This is a genomic window from Gulosibacter sp. (genome assembly GCF_052090685.1).
Taxonomy (GTDB): domain Bacteria; phylum Actinomycetota; class Actinomycetes; order Actinomycetales; family Microbacteriaceae; genus Gulosibacter.
The window spans coordinates 94,813-109,490 of sequence record NZ_JBQDBE010000011.1; the positions used below are offsets into that span (position 1 = coordinate 94,813).

A 14,678-nucleotide genomic window follows, 5' to 3' on the forward strand; every position below is an offset into this window, starting at 1 on the left:
CGGATGCGACCCTATTTGAACCGCAGCAGCCGCAGCGAGTTGAGCACCACGAAGACGCTCGAGAACGCCATCGCGACGCCTGCGATCATGGGCGACAGCAGCCCCAGCGCGGCGAGCGGTATCGCCGCGACGTTGTAGGCGAAGGCCCAGAACAGGTTCTGCATGATGACGCGATTGGAGCCGCGCGATAGCCGGATGGCGCCCACTGCGGCGGTGACATCGTCACGCACGAGCGTGATGTCGGATGCTTCGATTGCGGCATCGGTTCCGCCGCCCATTGCGATGCCGAGGTCGGCAGTCGCAAGCGCCGGTGCATCGTTCACGCCGTCGCCCACCATCGCAACGCGCTCGCCTTCGTGTTGCAGCTGGCGGATCACCTCGGCCTTTTGCTCGGGAAGCACTCCGGCAATCACCCGGTCAATACCGACCTCGGAGGCGACCGCCTTTGCGACGAGTTCGTGGTCACCGGTCAGCAGGACCGGTTCGAGGCCGAGTTCGCGAAGCCGTGTGATTGCCTCGGCAGACGTGGGCTTGATCGTGTCGGCAACTGCGATCACACCGATCGCCTCACCGTCGGCACGGACGAGCACCGGTGTCTGGCCGGCGCTCGAGAATTCGGCAATCACATCCTCGCTCGCAGCGGCACCGCCTTCCGCCACCACTCGACCCACGCGGATCTCCATGCCGTCAACGAAACCAACCACACCGCGGCCGGCCTCATTCCGGAAGTCCGACACCGCATCCAGCGGCAAACCACGTTCGGTCGCGGCGGCGACGATCGCGCGGGCAAGCGGATGCTCCGAGGCATCCTCGACCGAGGCTGCGAGCGTGAGCAGCGCATCCTCACTCACCGAATCGCTCAGTGGTCGGATGCGCGCGACGCGCATTTGACCGCTCGTGACCGTGCCGGTTTTGTCGAGCACGACCGTGTCGATTCGGCGCGCCTGCTCGAGTGCTTCGGGGCCGGCGATCAGGATGCCCAGCTGGGCTCCTCGACCGGTTCCGGCCAGGATTGCGGTCGGGGTTGCGAGGCCGAGCGCGCACGGGCAGGCAATGATGAGCACCGCGACTGCGGCGGTGAAGGCCATGTCGACCGTGCCACCAAACACAAGCCACGCAATGAGCGTCACCACCGCAAGCACAAGCACGATGGGCACGAAGACCGCCGAGATTTTGTCTGCGAGACGCTGGGCTTCGGCCTTGCCGGACTGCGCGTTCTCAACGAGTTCACCCATTCGGGCAAGCTGCGTGTCGGCACCGACTCGGGTCGCTTCGACCACGAGCCTGCCGGATTCGTTTACGGTCGCACCGATTACGGTGTCGCCTTCGGATACGTCGACCGGCACTGATTCACCGGTCAACATTGAGGTGTCCACGGCAGAGGAACCCGAGATCACGGTGCCGTCGGTCGCGATTCGTTCGCCGGGGCGAACGATGAAGTGCTGGCCGACTGCGAGTTCTGCGGTGGGGATGCGACGGGTCGAGTCGCCGTCGATGATCTCGACGTCTTTTGCCCCGAGGTCGAGGAGTGCCTGCAGCGCGGTACCAGCCTGTCGCTTGGCTCGCGATTCCAGCCAGCGACCGAGGAGCAAAAACATCGTGACCCCGGCGGCGACCTCAAAGTAGATATTGCCGGTACCGGATTGTGGCGTGAGCCGCCATTCGAAGCCGTGCACCATGCCGAGCTCACCCGCGTGACCAAAGAACATGGCGTAGAGCGACCACAGAGTGGCCGCGGTGACACCGATCGAGACGAGCGTATCCATGCTCGTGGCGCCGTGGCGCAGGTTCCGCAGCGTCGCGCGGTGGAAAGGCCACGCACCCCAGGTGACCACCGGGAGTGTGAGCACCATGACAACCCACTGCCATCCGATGAACTGCAATTGCGGCACCATGGACAGCGCGATAACCGGGACCGTCAGAATTGCGGACCAAATGAACCTGCGACGGTATGCCTGCGCGGCCCGTTGATTCTCGTCGGGGGTGCCGGCGTGGTCGTGGTCGTGACCTTGGCTGTGGTCGTGGTTGTACTCCTGCGCGTTGCCGATCTTGGCAGGATCCTGGCCCTGGGATGCGCGCGCGGTGACCTCCCGACCATGGCCGTCATGCTGAGCGCTCCCGACTTCTTCGACGTGATGTGCATGCGCGGCAACTGTCGCGAATCGACTCTTGTGCGGCATTGCGTCGTAGCCCGCGGCACGCACCGTCTCGATGAGTCGCTCGAACTCGGCGTCCGCATCCTGACCCTCGGGGACCCGAACACTGGCGCGGTTGAGCGCGAAGTTGACGGTCGCGTCGACATCGTCGAGTTTATTGAGCTTGCGCTCGATCCGGTTCGCGCAGGAGGCGCAGGTCATGCCCTCGACGTCGAGCGTGAGGGTTTGCAGCACCTGCTCGTTGAACGTGGGTGTTTCGCGCGCGTCGGGCTGGTTATTCCTCGTGGGCGAGTTCATATCCGGCCTCCTCGACTGCGGCGCGCACCGCGCTCACGTCGAGGGATGTTGCGGACTCGACGATGGCCGTTCCGTGTTCGTGGCTTGCGGCGACTGAGGTGACTCCGTTGATCTCGCCAATTTCCTCGCGAACGCTCATCTCGCAGTGCCCGCAGGTCATCCCGGTGATCTGGTACGTGGTTGTGGTCATGGTTTCCCTCCTCGATCGATACAACCAATATACCCCCTACGGGTATTCCCGTGTGCTGCGATTAGAGTGGATGCGATGAGCGGCTATTTCGAACGACAGTCTGTGGGCGGACGCGATGTTTTTGTTCCTGCCAATCTCGCGCGCGGCAGTTGGGGCGATATGGTGCGCGGGCCAGCGATCACCGCGCTACTTGCTCGGGCGCTCGACGATGTCGAGAGCACTGCAGGCCTGATGCCGGCGCGAACGACCTTTGACCTCCACTCGCCGGTCCCGCTCACACCGCTTCAGACGCAGACGCGAGTCTTGCGCAATGGCCGACGACTCAAGCTCATCGAGGCTGACCTCACCAGTAACGACAAGGTGTACGCACGGGCAAGGAGCCTGTGGCTGAAGCCGAACGCGGATGCCGCGACCGAGGACAACCAGCCGTGGCATCCGGAAAGCACATTCGTGGCTCCCGGTGAAGGACCGTGGAACCTCACTGAGGAAGGCCGGCTGTACCGGAGCGCGGGTAGCGACTGGAGCGATGTGGGCTTGGACCATCAAAACAGTGCTCAAAAGTCGGTGTGGCAATTCGCCATCTCGGCCGTTGTCGACGAACCGCACTCACCGTTTGAAATTGCCGCTTCCACCTGCGACGTCGCAAACCTCGCAACCGGCTGGGGCCCCGACGGAATCGAGTTCATCAATGCCGATACGACCCTGTCGCTAGTCCGCCTCCCCATCGGCAACGGTGCCGGACTCATGAGCATTGATCGCACAGAACAAGATGGGATCGCCGTCGGTACCGCGGCGCTCTTCGATGAAATCGGTCAGTTCGGCACCGCTCAGGTCACCACCATTTTTCAGCCGGGTGGACGACTTCGCTTTGGCAATCCCGACGCACCCGTTGAGAACCGGTTGTCGCGGCGCGGGGATCCGCAGTAGGGCTGGTCCGCACTACTTCAGCAGCCGCTTCACCACGTCCGTGACTTCTTGTATCTTGACTGCGGTAAATTCCGGGTCACCGGTGGTCGCGGCATCGGCGACGCAGTGTTCGAGGTGGTCTTCGAGCAACAGCATCGCGACCCGGTCGAGCCCGGCTTTCACCGCCGAAATCTGGGTGATGACGTCGATGCAGTACGCATCCTCCTCCACCATGCGCTCGACCCCGCGCACTTGCCCTTCGATGCGCTTCAGTCGGTTCTTCAGTGCCTGCACGTCGTTTTGGTAGCCATGCTGATGCGTCTCGTGGCCCGCGTGGCCAGGCGTCATAGACTCACTCATCACATCCACCTCGGCACAAGAAACCCGAGCGACACGAGGTCGCGCACATCCCGCAACACACTCGTGTTTAGCTCGTCCTGGTCGACCTCGAGCAGCGCCGCGATTGCGGTGAGAATCTGCCGACCGGTGAGCTCCCCATCCGAGACCGAGACGAATGATGAGAGTTCGGTCGATTCCGGGAAGGTCCGGCGGAAGCCACCACCCTGCCGCAGCAGCATCGCGGAGGGGTTCGCGTCGCCCGGGATGGTCCAGCGCTCTTCGGTGACGTCGCCGGCGACGACGAATGTCTCATCGATCAGGTCTTCGTCATTTCGCTCGCGGAGCCAATCGTCGGCGGTGAAGGCGTCGCGGATGCGCGCTCCAAGCGGCTGCTCGAGCTGATGTTCGAGGACTTCGAAGCGGCGAACCGGCTCGACGCCTTCCGGGGCGCGATGGAGGAAGAACATGCCCATCCCGACCGCCTGAACGCTGCGGGATTCAAAGTCACGGAGGTAGCGACCAAACTGCGTGCGCCAGGATTCCAGTTCGCGGTTCTCGGCCGCATCCTTGAGCCACATGTCGGCGTATTCGATGGGCGTCGCTTCTTCGCGTTGGATGACCCACAGGTCGGTTTGCTCGTCGGGCCAGGCTTCGATTCGGGAGTGCCAGTTCGTGTCTTGCTCGTGAATTTCCCAGTTGCCGAGCATCACCGCAATGCCATCGGGCGCAAGAATCTCGCCGAGACCGCGGAGCAGGCTCTCCACCAGCTGATCGCCCGGGCGGCCGCCGTCACGGTACGTGTATTGCTCACTCGCGCCTTCGCCATCGCGGCGCGGGGTGATGACGAACGGCGGATTCGAAACCACCAGGTCAAAGCGCTCCCCCGCAACCGGTTCGAGCAGGTCACCAATTCGCAGCGATACGCGAGCATCGAGATTCGCCGGATCGAGTTCGAGTGGCGACGCGTTGATGAGGAGGTTGAAGCGCGCGAATGCGAGGGCCCGTTCGGAAATGTCGGTGGCGACCACGTGGTCCACGTGCCGCAGCAAATGCAGCGTTTGCACGCCCATGCCGATGCCCAGGTCGAGCGCGCGGGCCACGGGGGTTCGCGGGGTGAGCTGCGCGAGATTCGTGGTGGCGGGCCCGATACCAACGACGTGATCGCGGCGCAGCGGCCTGTCTTGCGGCACCTGCAAGCCGCCGAGATCACTCGCAATCCACAGGGTGAGCGTCGTCTCCCCCTCCGCGATTGCGTACGGGCGAATATCGACGCGCGCGGCGACGAGCCCGTCTTGGTCGCGTGGGTCGAGGAGGCCCGCGTCGATCTGTTCCGCTACCGCGGGAATGTCCCCGGCTTCGACCGGTTCGGCAAGGAGGTACACGCGGATGAGCGCGGCGAGTTGGCGGTCGGATGCGCTGGTCGGGGTTGTTGTGCTGGTTGGGGTGGATGTGCTGGCTGAGCCCGTTGCGTCCGCGTGCGTGAGCGCATCAATGACGAATTGCGCGGGCGCGAGCAGGTCCCGGTGCAGAGCGGCGGCCGCCTCTGCACCGAGCAGCCGCTCGACACCATCCACTGTGTAGTCGACTTGTTCGAACGCGGCACGAATCCGTTCAAGTCTCGGGATATCGGTGCTGTCTGGGGCGTCGCGTGGATCATCAAAGTTCACGCTGTCCATTGTCCCCTATTGCGTCGAGACCGCCCACCACGCCACCACCGGCACCACACCACCAAAATCCTGGTCACAAACGTCCACTTTCGGGGCCGTAATGGTCACATATGTGACCAAGATTTTGGGGGTAGGTGGGGACGGCGGCTAGAAGCCGACGCCGGAGGGGGATGGCGTTGCGGGGTCGATCACGAGGTGCAGCAGGGCGGGGCCGTCGAACTCGAGGAGGTCGGCGACGGTTTCGGCGATGTTCTCGTTGTTCTCGAGGCGAGCGCCACGCCCTCCGAAGCTCTCGACCCATGCCGAAAACTCCGGGTTGACGAGGTCGGTGCCCGAGGCTCGGCCCGGGTACCAGCGCTCTTGGTGTTCGACGATGGTCGCAAACTTCGAGTTGTCGACCACGACGAACAGTGCCCGAGCACCTTGTGCGACGAGCGTTGCGACTTCCTGTCCGTTCATGAAGAAGTCGCCATCGCCGCACACTGCGACCACCCGGCGCTCGGGAAACACGAGCGCCGCCGCAACCGCCGCGGGAACAGCCAACCCCATGGCTCCGTTTCGCGAACCAACCAGGCTGTTCGGCACGTTGTGGGTGAGCTGGCGGTGCCCCCAGATCGTGGCGTTGCCGGCGCCGTAGGTCACGACGCGCTCGTCGCCGAGTTGCTTCTCGAGCTCTTCGAAGACGAGTTCAAGATCGACACCCGTCTGCATGGGCTCGTGCTCGGTCACCCGGGTGAAGCGCTCGTGGCTCGCACGGAGCTCGGCCACACGATCACCTGTCCGAGCACCGCGCACGTCGCCAACGCCAGCAAGCGCCGCCACGAAATTCTTCGGAGTCGCGGCGATGAACTGGTCCACTCGACCCGCATGCTGCAACAGTTGCGCATCCATCGACACGAGCACGGTCTCCGCGTCGAAACCGGCGGTATAGCCCTCGCTCATCACGTCGCCGCGAACTGCGCCAATGCCAATGAACAGGTCGGCCTCGTTGAGCGCGGCAACGATGCTGTCTCGACGACCGTAACCGGGCCAACCGATGTACGCGGGGTGGTTGTTCGGCACCGCGTCATAGTTCCGCCAATCACCCGCAACCGGCACGTGGTTCGCGAGCGCCCAATCGGCGAGCTGCTTGCCGGTCTCGCCAAAGAACGCGTCGCCACCGGCGAGCAAGAATGGCTTTTCGGCCTTGAGGATGCGCGCCTTGAGCTCCTCGAGGTCGACCTGGCTGGGTGCCGGTGCGGCAACCGCACGCGGCGATGCGGCGGGAGTCTCAGTCAGGTCGCGCAGCAGGTCTTCCGGCAGACCGACCACAACCGGACCGGGACGGCCGGAGACCGCAACGTGCATCGCTTCCGCCACGATGTCGCCGGCGTGATCAGCATTCTCGACGGTGAGCACTCGCTTCACGGTCGAGCCGAACCAGCTGTCGATGCTGAATTCTTGGAACGATTCGCGACGGCGGTCGTTGATCGGCACGAGGCCGATGAAGCACACGAGTGGGGTCGCATCCTGGTACGCGCAGTGGGCCGCGATGAAGAAGTTCGCGGCGCCCGGGCCGCGGGTGACCAACGCGATTCCCGGTAGCCCGGTGAGTCGACCTTCCGCGAGCGCCATGAACCCGACGCCGCCCTCCTGTCGACACACGACGTTCGTGATGTCCGAGTCGTACAGGCCGTCAAGCACATCGAGAAAGCTCTCGCCGGGAACCGAGTAGACGCGCTCGACACCGTGATTGGCGAGCGTTTCAACAATGAGATTGCCGGCCGAACGCGAATTGGTCATTGGGAGTTCCTCTCAACACTGGCTTAGCATCGTGGATCCCGAAGGACCGGCCACGATGCCGGGTACAGCATCCAACTGTTCCAGGTTCAAATGCCCAATGCACGGGGCAACCGCCCCCGGTTTAGCGCGCCGGATTGGGAATATGCACTTTCAAGCCGAATCGCATTCAGCCAGGCGATCAGCCAAGCTCGAGCGCCCCGGCAATCTCACTGAGCGAGTGGATACGCGTCTCGACATCGAACCCATTGGGTTGCAGCATGATTTCATCCGCTTCGGTCGCATCCATCAGGTGGCGGATGCTGTTCACCACGAGCTGCGTCGGCCCGACGAACTGGCTGCCGGTCGCCCGGTTCCAGAAATCAGAGTTCACAATGCGCTCAGAGTAATCCTTCGCATCGTCCGGCGTCATGGTTCGACCGAGTTTGCCCGCAAGCAACTGATAACGGTTCACTCGGGTGGGCAGGTCCAGCCGCCGTGCTTCCTCGATCGTGTCCGCGACGAGGACCGTGGCCGACACCATCGCGCGTGGCTTGTCGAGCATCGAGGATGCTTCGAAATGCTCTCGATAGTGCGCAAGCGCCCCAGCCGCGTTGCCACCCATCGAGAAATGGTTCGCGTACGAGAACGGCATCCCGAGTGCCCCCGCGAGCTCCGCCGAATAAAGGCTCGAACCGAGCAGCCAGATCTCGGGACTGTGTTCAAGATCGGCCGCAGCCCGCAAACGCCGAAACACCTCGGGGTCGATTTGCTCACGCTCGTCGCCAAGGTAGCCCGCAAGTTCAATCACATCCGCCGGATACCGCTCGACCGCCTCGCGCGACATGTCGCGGCGAAGTGCCCGCGCGGTAATCGGGTCGGTCCCGGGTGCACGCCCCAGCCCCACATCAATACGGTCGGGGTACATCGCTTCGAGCAGCGAAAACTGCTCGGCAATAATGAGCGGTGAGTGGTTCGGCAGCATCACCCCGCCCGACCCGAGCCGGATGCGAGTGGTCGAGTTCCCGAGATACGCGAGCGAAACCGCGGGCGAGGTGGATGCGATGGCCTCGGTGTTGTGGTGTTCCGCAACCCAGTAACGGTGGTAACCGAGCCGGTCTGCCGCCTCGATCAGCTGTCGCGAAGATTCAAGTGCGTCGGAGACGCGTTGGTCAGAATTTACTGGAATGAGGTCAAGCACCGAGATCTTCGTCATACTCACGGACAACAATGATTCCGCAAGAGTCATTCCGCATCGCGCACGTAGTTCCACCCTTTGAACGACGTGAACGGTAAATTGCTAAGGGAAACTGGGAGAGAACCCCCACGAATGGAGACCCATGCCTCACACCCGCAACGGCATTCGCCGTGTCGGCGCGATTTTGGCGACCGCGGCCGCACTCCTCATGAGCGGATGCGCCGTGACGGATGTGCAGGGCGAAACTTCTGCAGGTGGTTACGCGCCATACCTGCCCGAAGTACGCAGTGACGATGCGGGTCTCCGCGAGGACTTTGAAGCAACACCGCAGGAGTCCCACGACTTTTGGTCTGACCCAGAAAAACTTGAGGACGCCGAGGGGATGGAGTTCCAATCCCCCGATAACAGCCTGCCGCCGGGCCCTGGCGACCCTGCGACCGGAGCGTACCTACCCGCATCCGCGACGATGCCTTCGGACCCAACCGGCTATGGCACAGTAGCCACGGCCGAGGTCTTTGACCGCAACGGACTCGGCGCATCCACCTTCGGCCGCCTCTACTTCACCTTCGACGGGCAAATGCTCAATGTCTGCTCCGCCACGATCGTCAATTCCGATTCCGGCAGCATCGTCGTCACCGCCGCGCACTGCGTGGTCACCACCGATGGCACCGGCACGGTCGCTCAATCGGTCATCTTCGTGCCAGGCGACCGTAACGACGCGCAGGAGCAGCCCCACGGCATGTGGGCAGCAACCTCGGTGTCGGTCCCGCAGCAGTTTGTGGACGGTGCGATCACGGATGACCAGGGCTACTTGCAAAGCGACGAAGGCTGGAACTACGACTTCGCATTCCTGAAGATGGAAGAAAAAGATGGTCAGACCATCCAGGAAGTCGCGGGTGCACAGGGCATCGCGTTCGGCGTCCCCGTCGACACGCTCACGCAGATTGGCTACCCGAGTGCGGGCGAATTTGACGGGCGTGAAGAATACATGTGCGCTTCGACTTCGTTCACCTCAAACTGGCAGGGCGGCTATACCCACGACTGCAATATGACCCAGGGCGCTTCCGGCGGGGGCTGGCTCTCGGACTACGATCAAGAAACGGGCACGGGATACGTGGTCGGTGTTACCTCAACGATTTCAACGGGTATACCGGACACGAACTCGCCGGTGCTGGGGCAGACGGCGCTCAATCTCTATAACGAACTCGACGGGGCGTGAACCACATGAACATTGCGATGCGCCGTTCCCTCGCCGTGCTCGCTGCGGGCACGGTCATGTTCGGCCTTTCCGCCTGCGCACCACTGACCTCACTGGGCCAAGACCTCGGCCTCGAGCAAGAAGTGGAGCCATGGGTCGTCGCGCACCACGACGAGAAGGCAACCTTTCATGAAGGTGCGGGAGACGAACTCCTCAACCTGGATGCCACCGCGGGCCTCGCATCCCTCGACGAGTTTCAGGCAGTCGGCTATCACCACTTCGAGTCACCCGATGTCGAACTCCACATGGAGTACGAGACTTCGGTCAGTGGCGAGAGCTACGTGTCGCGGCTGTTCACCGACATTGACGGCTACTCGTTCGACCAATCCCACCAAGAGGGCACCGGCGAGACGTACTACCTGCTCGGGGATGTGATCAAGGACGAGGTCGCGAACGGCATGTCCTGGGTCATGGTGCCGGTGCCCGATCTCGGGCTCAAGGACGACCCGTCGATGGCCTGCCAGCTTTTCGCCGTCGCCTACACCTGTGCGCTTGTGGATGCGTGGAACATCACCCGAGAAGAAACCGAGTCGGTTCCGGTGCAGCTTTCACAGACTGAGTCGGGTGACCAGCACTTTGCCACCGCGGTGTCCTACGGCGCACTCTCCGATACGGGGCTCATCATTCGCGAAGGCGATTTGAGCAGCTTTGGCGGCGATGACGCGGATGAAACCCTGGTGCCGATGCATCTCTGGGTAAACCCGGAAGGGATCGTCACCAAGATCGAGATCAACGGCGTCCTCGAGAACGACAGCGGCGAGGAGCTGTCGATGCAGATCGGGTTCGAACTCACGAGCACTTCCGCGTCCTCCGAGATGGTGCCGATCTCAAGTGGCGATGTGCCCGCCGACGATGTCTACCGCATCACCACCGAAGCGCAGCTCGAAGAGTTTCTCACCAAAATTGGCCAGATTTAGCCAAGCAGCGAGGATTTGAAGATGACACAGCCCCCGACGCACGACCCTCGTGACGAGCAGTCGCGCAACCGCATGCCCGACCTGCCGGCCCTTGGTGAGCCGCGGCAGGATGGCCGCACGGATGCGGGCCAGGATGCGCGCTCGGATGCGAAGCGACCGGATGCTGCTGATGGCACGCGAGCGGATGGCACCCCAGACGGTGCCTCACGAGCCGAGGCCACCTCAGCTGATGGCACGGGCGGCAATCGCCCGGATGCAACCGGATCCGGTTCGAGTGCGCGGCAGCGCCCGGTAGCAGGCGAGTCTCGACCGATTCCGCCGCGGACAAGCCAGCAGACTTCAAGCCACTCCAGCTCTTCTTCCTCTTCTTCCTCGCGGCAGCCGTGGAACGGTCCGGGAGCGAGCCACTCGAACTTCCAGCCCGGCAGCTACGCCGGCCAATCACATAGCCAGTTCGGTCGTCCGAGCCAGAGCCAGGGCTCAGCATCGGCCTCATCCGGATCGCCAACTGCAGGATCCCCCACCGCTGGATCACAAACATCCGGCCTGTCGCCGCAGCACGCGCAGTCACAGTCACAGTCGAGCTATGGCCGCCCAACTCCGCAGCCATACCGCGGTGGCGCGCCAACAACGCACTATGGCAACACGACCAGCCAGTACGGTGCTCCGCTCGGCGCGACCTCGCAGACGATGACGCCACAGACCGAAGCAGAGTCCAAGAAGGAAAAGAAGCGTGGCCGCGGCGCCCGGGCGACCGTGGTCATCATGTCTCTCCTGCTGCCGATCGGAATCGCAGCCGGACTCTTCGCAGGGTACCTCTACGCCGACCAGTTCGGCAGCTTCAACACCGACGCCGTGGAGCGTGAAGTTGTCGCGGTGCTACGTGATGACTACGGCCTGAGCGACCTCAGCGAAGTCGAGTGCCCCACCTGGATCAAGGTGGAACAGGGCGAGTCTTTCCAATGCGAGTTCGAGTACGCCGGGGCCGAGCAAACCGTCACGGTCACGCAGGGGTCACAGTCCGGTCAGCTCGTCGTGGGGGCCCCGGAATAGCGAGCGCTGGCCCTATGGCGCCTGGACGAATTCGCCCGCGGTCACGCGGCGCAGCACTTCGGTGAGGAGCTCAACGCCGGCGAGGAGGTCTTCATCTTTGGTGAATTCCTTCTCGTTGTGCGTGATGCCGTCGACGCTCGGTACGAACAGCATGATGGTTGGCACCATGTCCTTGAGGTTCGTCGAATCGTGGCCAGCGAGCGTCCGCACTTGGCTGTGCGAGAGGCCGAGCGAATCCGCCGCGGCGGCCGCAAGCTCCTGCCCCTTCTGGTCGTACTCATTCGCGCCCCAAATGTGTTCTTTACCTCGTTCGAGCACCACATCGGCGCGTTCGGCAGCGGCCTCGAAACGACGGATGAGTTCGGCGTCGGCTTCGGCAAGACGGTCCACGCTCGTGCTGCGAATATCGATGAGGAGTTCAACTTCGCTCGCAACGACCACCGGCGAGTTGGGGAACACACTGATCTCGCCACACGAGGTAACGACCATCTCTTCATCGTCGGTGAACTGGTCGGCGACGTCGCGTGCGGCGACGATCATGCCTGCCGCACCCAAGAGCGCGTCCTTCCGGTCAGCGATCACGGTTGCACCGGTGTGACTCTGATCGCCGACCACGCGGTACTCGTACTTATTCGCGGCCCAAGTCGATTCAACGACGCCGATCTGGACGCCCGAGTCGTCGAGCGATCGGCCCTGTTCAATGTGGATCTCCACGTAGGCGGCAACGTCCAGCGTGAAATCGCCGATCGTGCCGATCGCCTCGAGTGCCTCGCGAACCGTGACACCCTTCGGGTCGGTTGTTGCGAGCACCTGTTCCGCGGGGAGCTTTCCCGTGAACACCGAACTGCCCATCATCGATGGCTTGAAGCGGCAACCCTCTTCATTAAACCAGTTCACGACCGCAATATTGAATTGCGCATCCCCGCCCTGCTCCGCGAGCGCCTTGGCCGCATGCGCTCCCGCGAGCACGCCGTAAGCGCCGTCAAAGCGACCGCCGAGCGGCTGCGAGTCGAGGTGTGAGCCAACCGCGATATACGGTGCGCCGGGGACGAACTCGAGCAGGGCGAATTGGTTACCGACCTCGTCGTAGTGGACTTCGAAGCCGTAGCCCTCGACCAGACCGCGGAACCAGTTGCGCGTCTGGCCATCAGCGATGGTCGCGGCCTGCCGATCGACGCCGCCGCGCTCGGTCGCGCCGAACGAGCTCATCGAGCGGAAATCCTGCAGAAATTCTGAAGTCTGCGCAGTCATTGCGGTACCTTCCTAAGCATTTGTTTCGGCGCTAGTTAGCGCCGGTGTTTCGGGAGTCAAAGGTCGTGGTCCCGCCCACGAAAGTCGCCACAACATCCAATTCGGCGATGTTCTCGCACGTGAGTGGCGAGTCGGAGAGCACCACAAAGTCCGCGAGCTTGCCGCGTTCAAGCGTTCCCTTTTCGGCGATTTGCCCGGTGCCAAGAGCACCCCATTCGGTGTACGAGCGCAGCGCTTCTTCGGGTGAGATGCCCTCATCCGGCCCGAGCACCATGCCGTTCTCAGTGAGTCGGTCGACCGCTGACTGCATCCCGCGGCGGATGTTGTTGTCGGCGACCGGAAGGTCGGAGGAACCCGCGAGAATTGCCCCGGCATCCACAATCGAGCGACCGCGATACAACCAATTTTCTCGCTCTGGACCAACGTTCTTCGCGAACTGGTCACCGAGCGGGCCGATGAAGCCCGCTTGCGGGGTCACGGTGATTTTCAGGCGGCCGGCGCGCTCGACCTGGTCAGGGCGCGCGATACCGAAGTGCTCGATCCGGTTCGGGGCACCGTTGCTGCCATAGGTCTGCTGGCATTCTTCGATGAGCTCGAGCGCCATGTCGATCCCCGCATCCCCAATCGCGTGCAACGCGACTGGCCAACCGGCGCGATACGCGGCAAGCACGTCGATGCGGTATTGCTCTGGCGTGTTGAGGAGGTAGCCACGGTTGTGATCGTGCCCGCAATAGTCTTCGGTCACGGCCGCGGTCGTGCCGAGGAGCGAGCCGTCCATGAAGGCCTTAACGTGACCGAACTTGATCCACTCGGTCCCGAATCCCGTGCCGACGCCGAGGGATGCGGTCAGCCCCGCGCCTTCACCGCGGAAGTCGCTCGCATTGCCCTCGATCATCGACAGCGAGTCGATTGCCGGCATGACTTGCGCCCGCGCGTGGAGGCGATCCGTGGCCTTCGCGAGCTGATAGCCGGCGACTTCGATCGGGCTGTGGCCAATCCAGCCACCGCCGATTCCCGCTTCGCTGAAACTCGTGATGCCTTGGGCCGCGAATCGCGAGGTCGCCGCGTCGAGTGCGCGTGCGATCTCTTCCGAGCTGTACGGCAACAGCATCGACTGAATCAGACTCTGCGCGGCCTCATCGAGAAGCCCGGTCGGGGAGCCATCCGGGTTACGGACGACTTCCCCACCCACCGGGTTCTCGAACCCTTCGTCAAGCGCGCCGATCATCCGCAGTGTTGCGGTGTTCGTGATCGCGGCGTGCCCCGAGGTGTGTCGGAGATACAGGGGATGCTCGCCAGTAATTTCGTCGAGCCGAGCGATGTCGGGATACGCGCCGTCGTGGTGCTTCTGGTTGAACCCGGTGCCGTGGATCCACGCAGTCGAGTCATCGCCGACGCGTTCGACTTCCGCCTCGATCATTGCGTAGAGCTCCTCGAGCCCACGCGCCTGATCGAGCTGCACGGCGGTGAGGCCGAGGCCCCACCAAGTCGTGTGGCAGTGGGCATCGATGAATCCAGGCACGAGCACCTGGTCCGGGAAGGATTCTCGGTTGGTCGACGTCACCGCGTCGAGTTCTTCATCGAATCCCACGATTTTTCCGCCAAGCACCCCCATCCGGGATGCGGTTGGTCGCTCGGCATCCAAGGTGAGGATGCGCTTGGCCTCGACAATGAGATCGATTTCCATG

General features: G+C 63.2%; 12 protein-coding genes. 4 read left to right on the plus strand and 8 right to left on the minus strand.

The window, feature by feature from the left end; genetic code table 11:
* Positions 1-11: 11 nt before the first annotated feature.
* On the minus strand, positions 12-2,453 hold the full coding sequence (locus ACTHXA_RS09060; RefSeq protein ID WP_441671551.1) for a heavy metal translocating P-type ATPase: 2,442 nt from the start codon (positions 2,451-2,453) through the stop codon (positions 12-14).
* Entirely contained in the window at positions 2,431-2,643 is a 213-nt protein-coding gene (locus ACTHXA_RS09065) for a heavy-metal-associated domain-containing protein (protein ID WP_441671553.1), read from the minus strand. Before ACTHXA_RS09065 ends, ACTHXA_RS09060 begins: the two co-directional genes overlap by 23 nt.
* Positions 2,644-2,718: 75 nt before the next feature.
* Here ACTHXA_RS09065 and ACTHXA_RS09070 point away from each other — a divergent pair, with 75 nt between their 5' ends.
* Positions 2,719-3,570, plus strand: coding sequence for an acyl-CoA thioesterase domain-containing protein (locus tag ACTHXA_RS09070; protein WP_441671555.1), 852 nt, complete (start codon positions 2,719-2,721; stop codon positions 3,568-3,570).
* A gap of 12 nt (positions 3,571-3,582) precedes the next feature.
* Here the strand turns inward: ACTHXA_RS09070 and ACTHXA_RS09075 are convergent, their stop codons facing one another.
* The 4 genes from ACTHXA_RS09075 to ACTHXA_RS09090 form a co-directional block, all read right to left on the minus strand.
* Positions 3,583-3,909, minus strand: coding sequence for a metal-sensitive transcriptional regulator (locus tag ACTHXA_RS09075; RefSeq protein WP_441671557.1), 327 nt, complete (start codon positions 3,907-3,909; stop codon positions 3,583-3,585).
* Complete coding sequence (locus ACTHXA_RS09080) at positions 3,909-5,564, minus strand: DUF7059 domain-containing protein (RefSeq protein WP_441671559.1); 1,656 nt, start codon at positions 5,562-5,564, stop codon at positions 3,909-3,911. Before ACTHXA_RS09080 ends, ACTHXA_RS09075 begins: the two co-directional genes overlap by 1 nt.
* A gap of 138 nt (positions 5,565-5,702) precedes the next feature.
* Positions 5,703-7,337, minus strand: coding sequence for a thiamine pyrophosphate-dependent enzyme (locus ACTHXA_RS09085; protein ID WP_441671561.1), 1,635 nt, complete (start codon positions 7,335-7,337; stop codon positions 5,703-5,705).
* Positions 7,338-7,515: 178 nt separating this feature from the next.
* Positions 7,516-8,529: an LLM class flavin-dependent oxidoreductase gene (locus ACTHXA_RS09090; protein ID WP_441671599.1), complete on the minus strand. Its 1,014-nt coding sequence runs from the start codon at positions 8,527-8,529 to the stop codon at positions 7,516-7,518.
* A 124-nt stretch (positions 8,530-8,653) separates the two neighbouring features.
* Here ACTHXA_RS09090 and ACTHXA_RS09095 point away from each other — a divergent pair, with 124 nt between their 5' ends.
* Genes ACTHXA_RS09095 through ACTHXA_RS09105 form a run of 3 tightly spaced genes read left to right on the plus strand, consistent with a single transcriptional unit; the run spans position 8,654 to position 11,739 of the window.
* The gene (locus ACTHXA_RS09095; protein ID WP_441671563.1) at positions 8,654-9,730 is read left to right on the plus strand and encodes a trypsin-like serine peptidase; all 1,077 of its coding nucleotides are present in this window, start codon (positions 8,654-8,656) and stop codon (positions 9,728-9,730) included.
* 5 nt (positions 9,731-9,735) lie between these two features.
* Positions 9,736-10,686 (plus strand): hypothetical protein, encoded by a 951-nt coding sequence (locus ACTHXA_RS09100; protein WP_441671565.1) that lies wholly within the window; start codon positions 9,736-9,738, stop codon positions 10,684-10,686.
* Between the two features lie 21 nt (positions 10,687-10,707).
* On the plus strand, positions 10,708-11,739 hold the full coding sequence (locus ACTHXA_RS09105) for a DUF4333 domain-containing protein (protein ID WP_441671567.1): 1,032 nt from the start codon (positions 10,708-10,710) through the stop codon (positions 11,737-11,739).
* A 12-nt stretch (positions 11,740-11,751) separates the two neighbouring features.
* Here ACTHXA_RS09105 and ACTHXA_RS09110 read toward each other — a convergent pair whose 3' ends face one another.
* Both ACTHXA_RS09110 and ACTHXA_RS09115 read right to left on the minus strand, forming a co-directional pair.
* Entirely contained in the window at positions 11,752-12,990 is a 1,239-nt protein-coding gene (locus ACTHXA_RS09110; protein WP_441671569.1) for a M20 family metallo-hydrolase, read from the minus strand.
* Positions 12,991-13,021: 31 nt separating this feature from the next.
* Complete coding sequence (locus ACTHXA_RS09115; protein ID WP_441671571.1) at positions 13,022-14,677, minus strand: amidohydrolase; 1,656 nt, start codon at positions 14,675-14,677, stop codon at positions 13,022-13,024.
* Between the last annotated feature and the right edge of the window lies 1 nt (position 14,678).

What these genes read in the sequence shown, in the direction of transcription:
- ACTHXA_RS09060 (WP_441671551.1), bottom strand. Translation starts at nt 2,453, where the DNA reads ATGAACTCGCCCACGAGGAATAACCAGCCCGACGCGCGCGAAACACCC.
- ACTHXA_RS09065 (WP_441671553.1), bottom strand. Translation starts at nt 2,643, where the DNA reads ATGACCACAACCACGTACCAGATCACCGGGATGACCTGCGGGCACTGC.
- ACTHXA_RS09070 (WP_441671555.1), top strand. Translation starts at nt 2,719, where the DNA reads ATGAGCGGCTATTTCGAACGACAGTCTGTGGGCGGACGCGATGTTTTT.
- ACTHXA_RS09075 (WP_441671557.1), bottom strand. Translation starts at nt 3,909, where the DNA reads ATGAGTGAGTCTATGACGCCTGGCCACGCGGGCCACGAGACGCATCAG.
- ACTHXA_RS09080 (WP_441671559.1), bottom strand. Translation starts at nt 5,564, where the DNA reads ATGGACAGCGTGAACTTTGATGATCCACGCGACGCCCCAGACAGCACC.
- ACTHXA_RS09085 (WP_441671561.1), bottom strand. Translation starts at nt 7,337, where the DNA reads ATGACCAATTCGCGTTCGGCCGGCAATCTCATTGTTGAAACGCTCGCC.
- ACTHXA_RS09090 (WP_441671599.1), bottom strand. Translation starts at nt 8,529, where the DNA reads ATGACGAAGATCTCGGTGCTTGACCTCATTCCAGTAAATTCTGACCAA.
- ACTHXA_RS09095 (WP_441671563.1), top strand. Translation starts at nt 8,654, where the DNA reads ATGCCTCACACCCGCAACGGCATTCGCCGTGTCGGCGCGATTTTGGCG.
- ACTHXA_RS09100 (WP_441671565.1), top strand. Translation starts at nt 9,736, where the DNA reads ATGAACATTGCGATGCGCCGTTCCCTCGCCGTGCTCGCTGCGGGCACG.
- ACTHXA_RS09105 (WP_441671567.1), top strand. Translation starts at nt 10,708, where the DNA reads ATGACACAGCCCCCGACGCACGACCCTCGTGACGAGCAGTCGCGCAAC.
- ACTHXA_RS09110 (WP_441671569.1), bottom strand. Translation starts at nt 12,990, where the DNA reads ATGACTGCGCAGACTTCAGAATTTCTGCAGGATTTCCGCTCGATGAGC.
- ACTHXA_RS09115 (WP_441671571.1), bottom strand. Translation starts at nt 14,677, where the DNA reads ATGGAAATCGATCTCATTGTCGAGGCCAAGCGCATCCTCACCTTGGAT.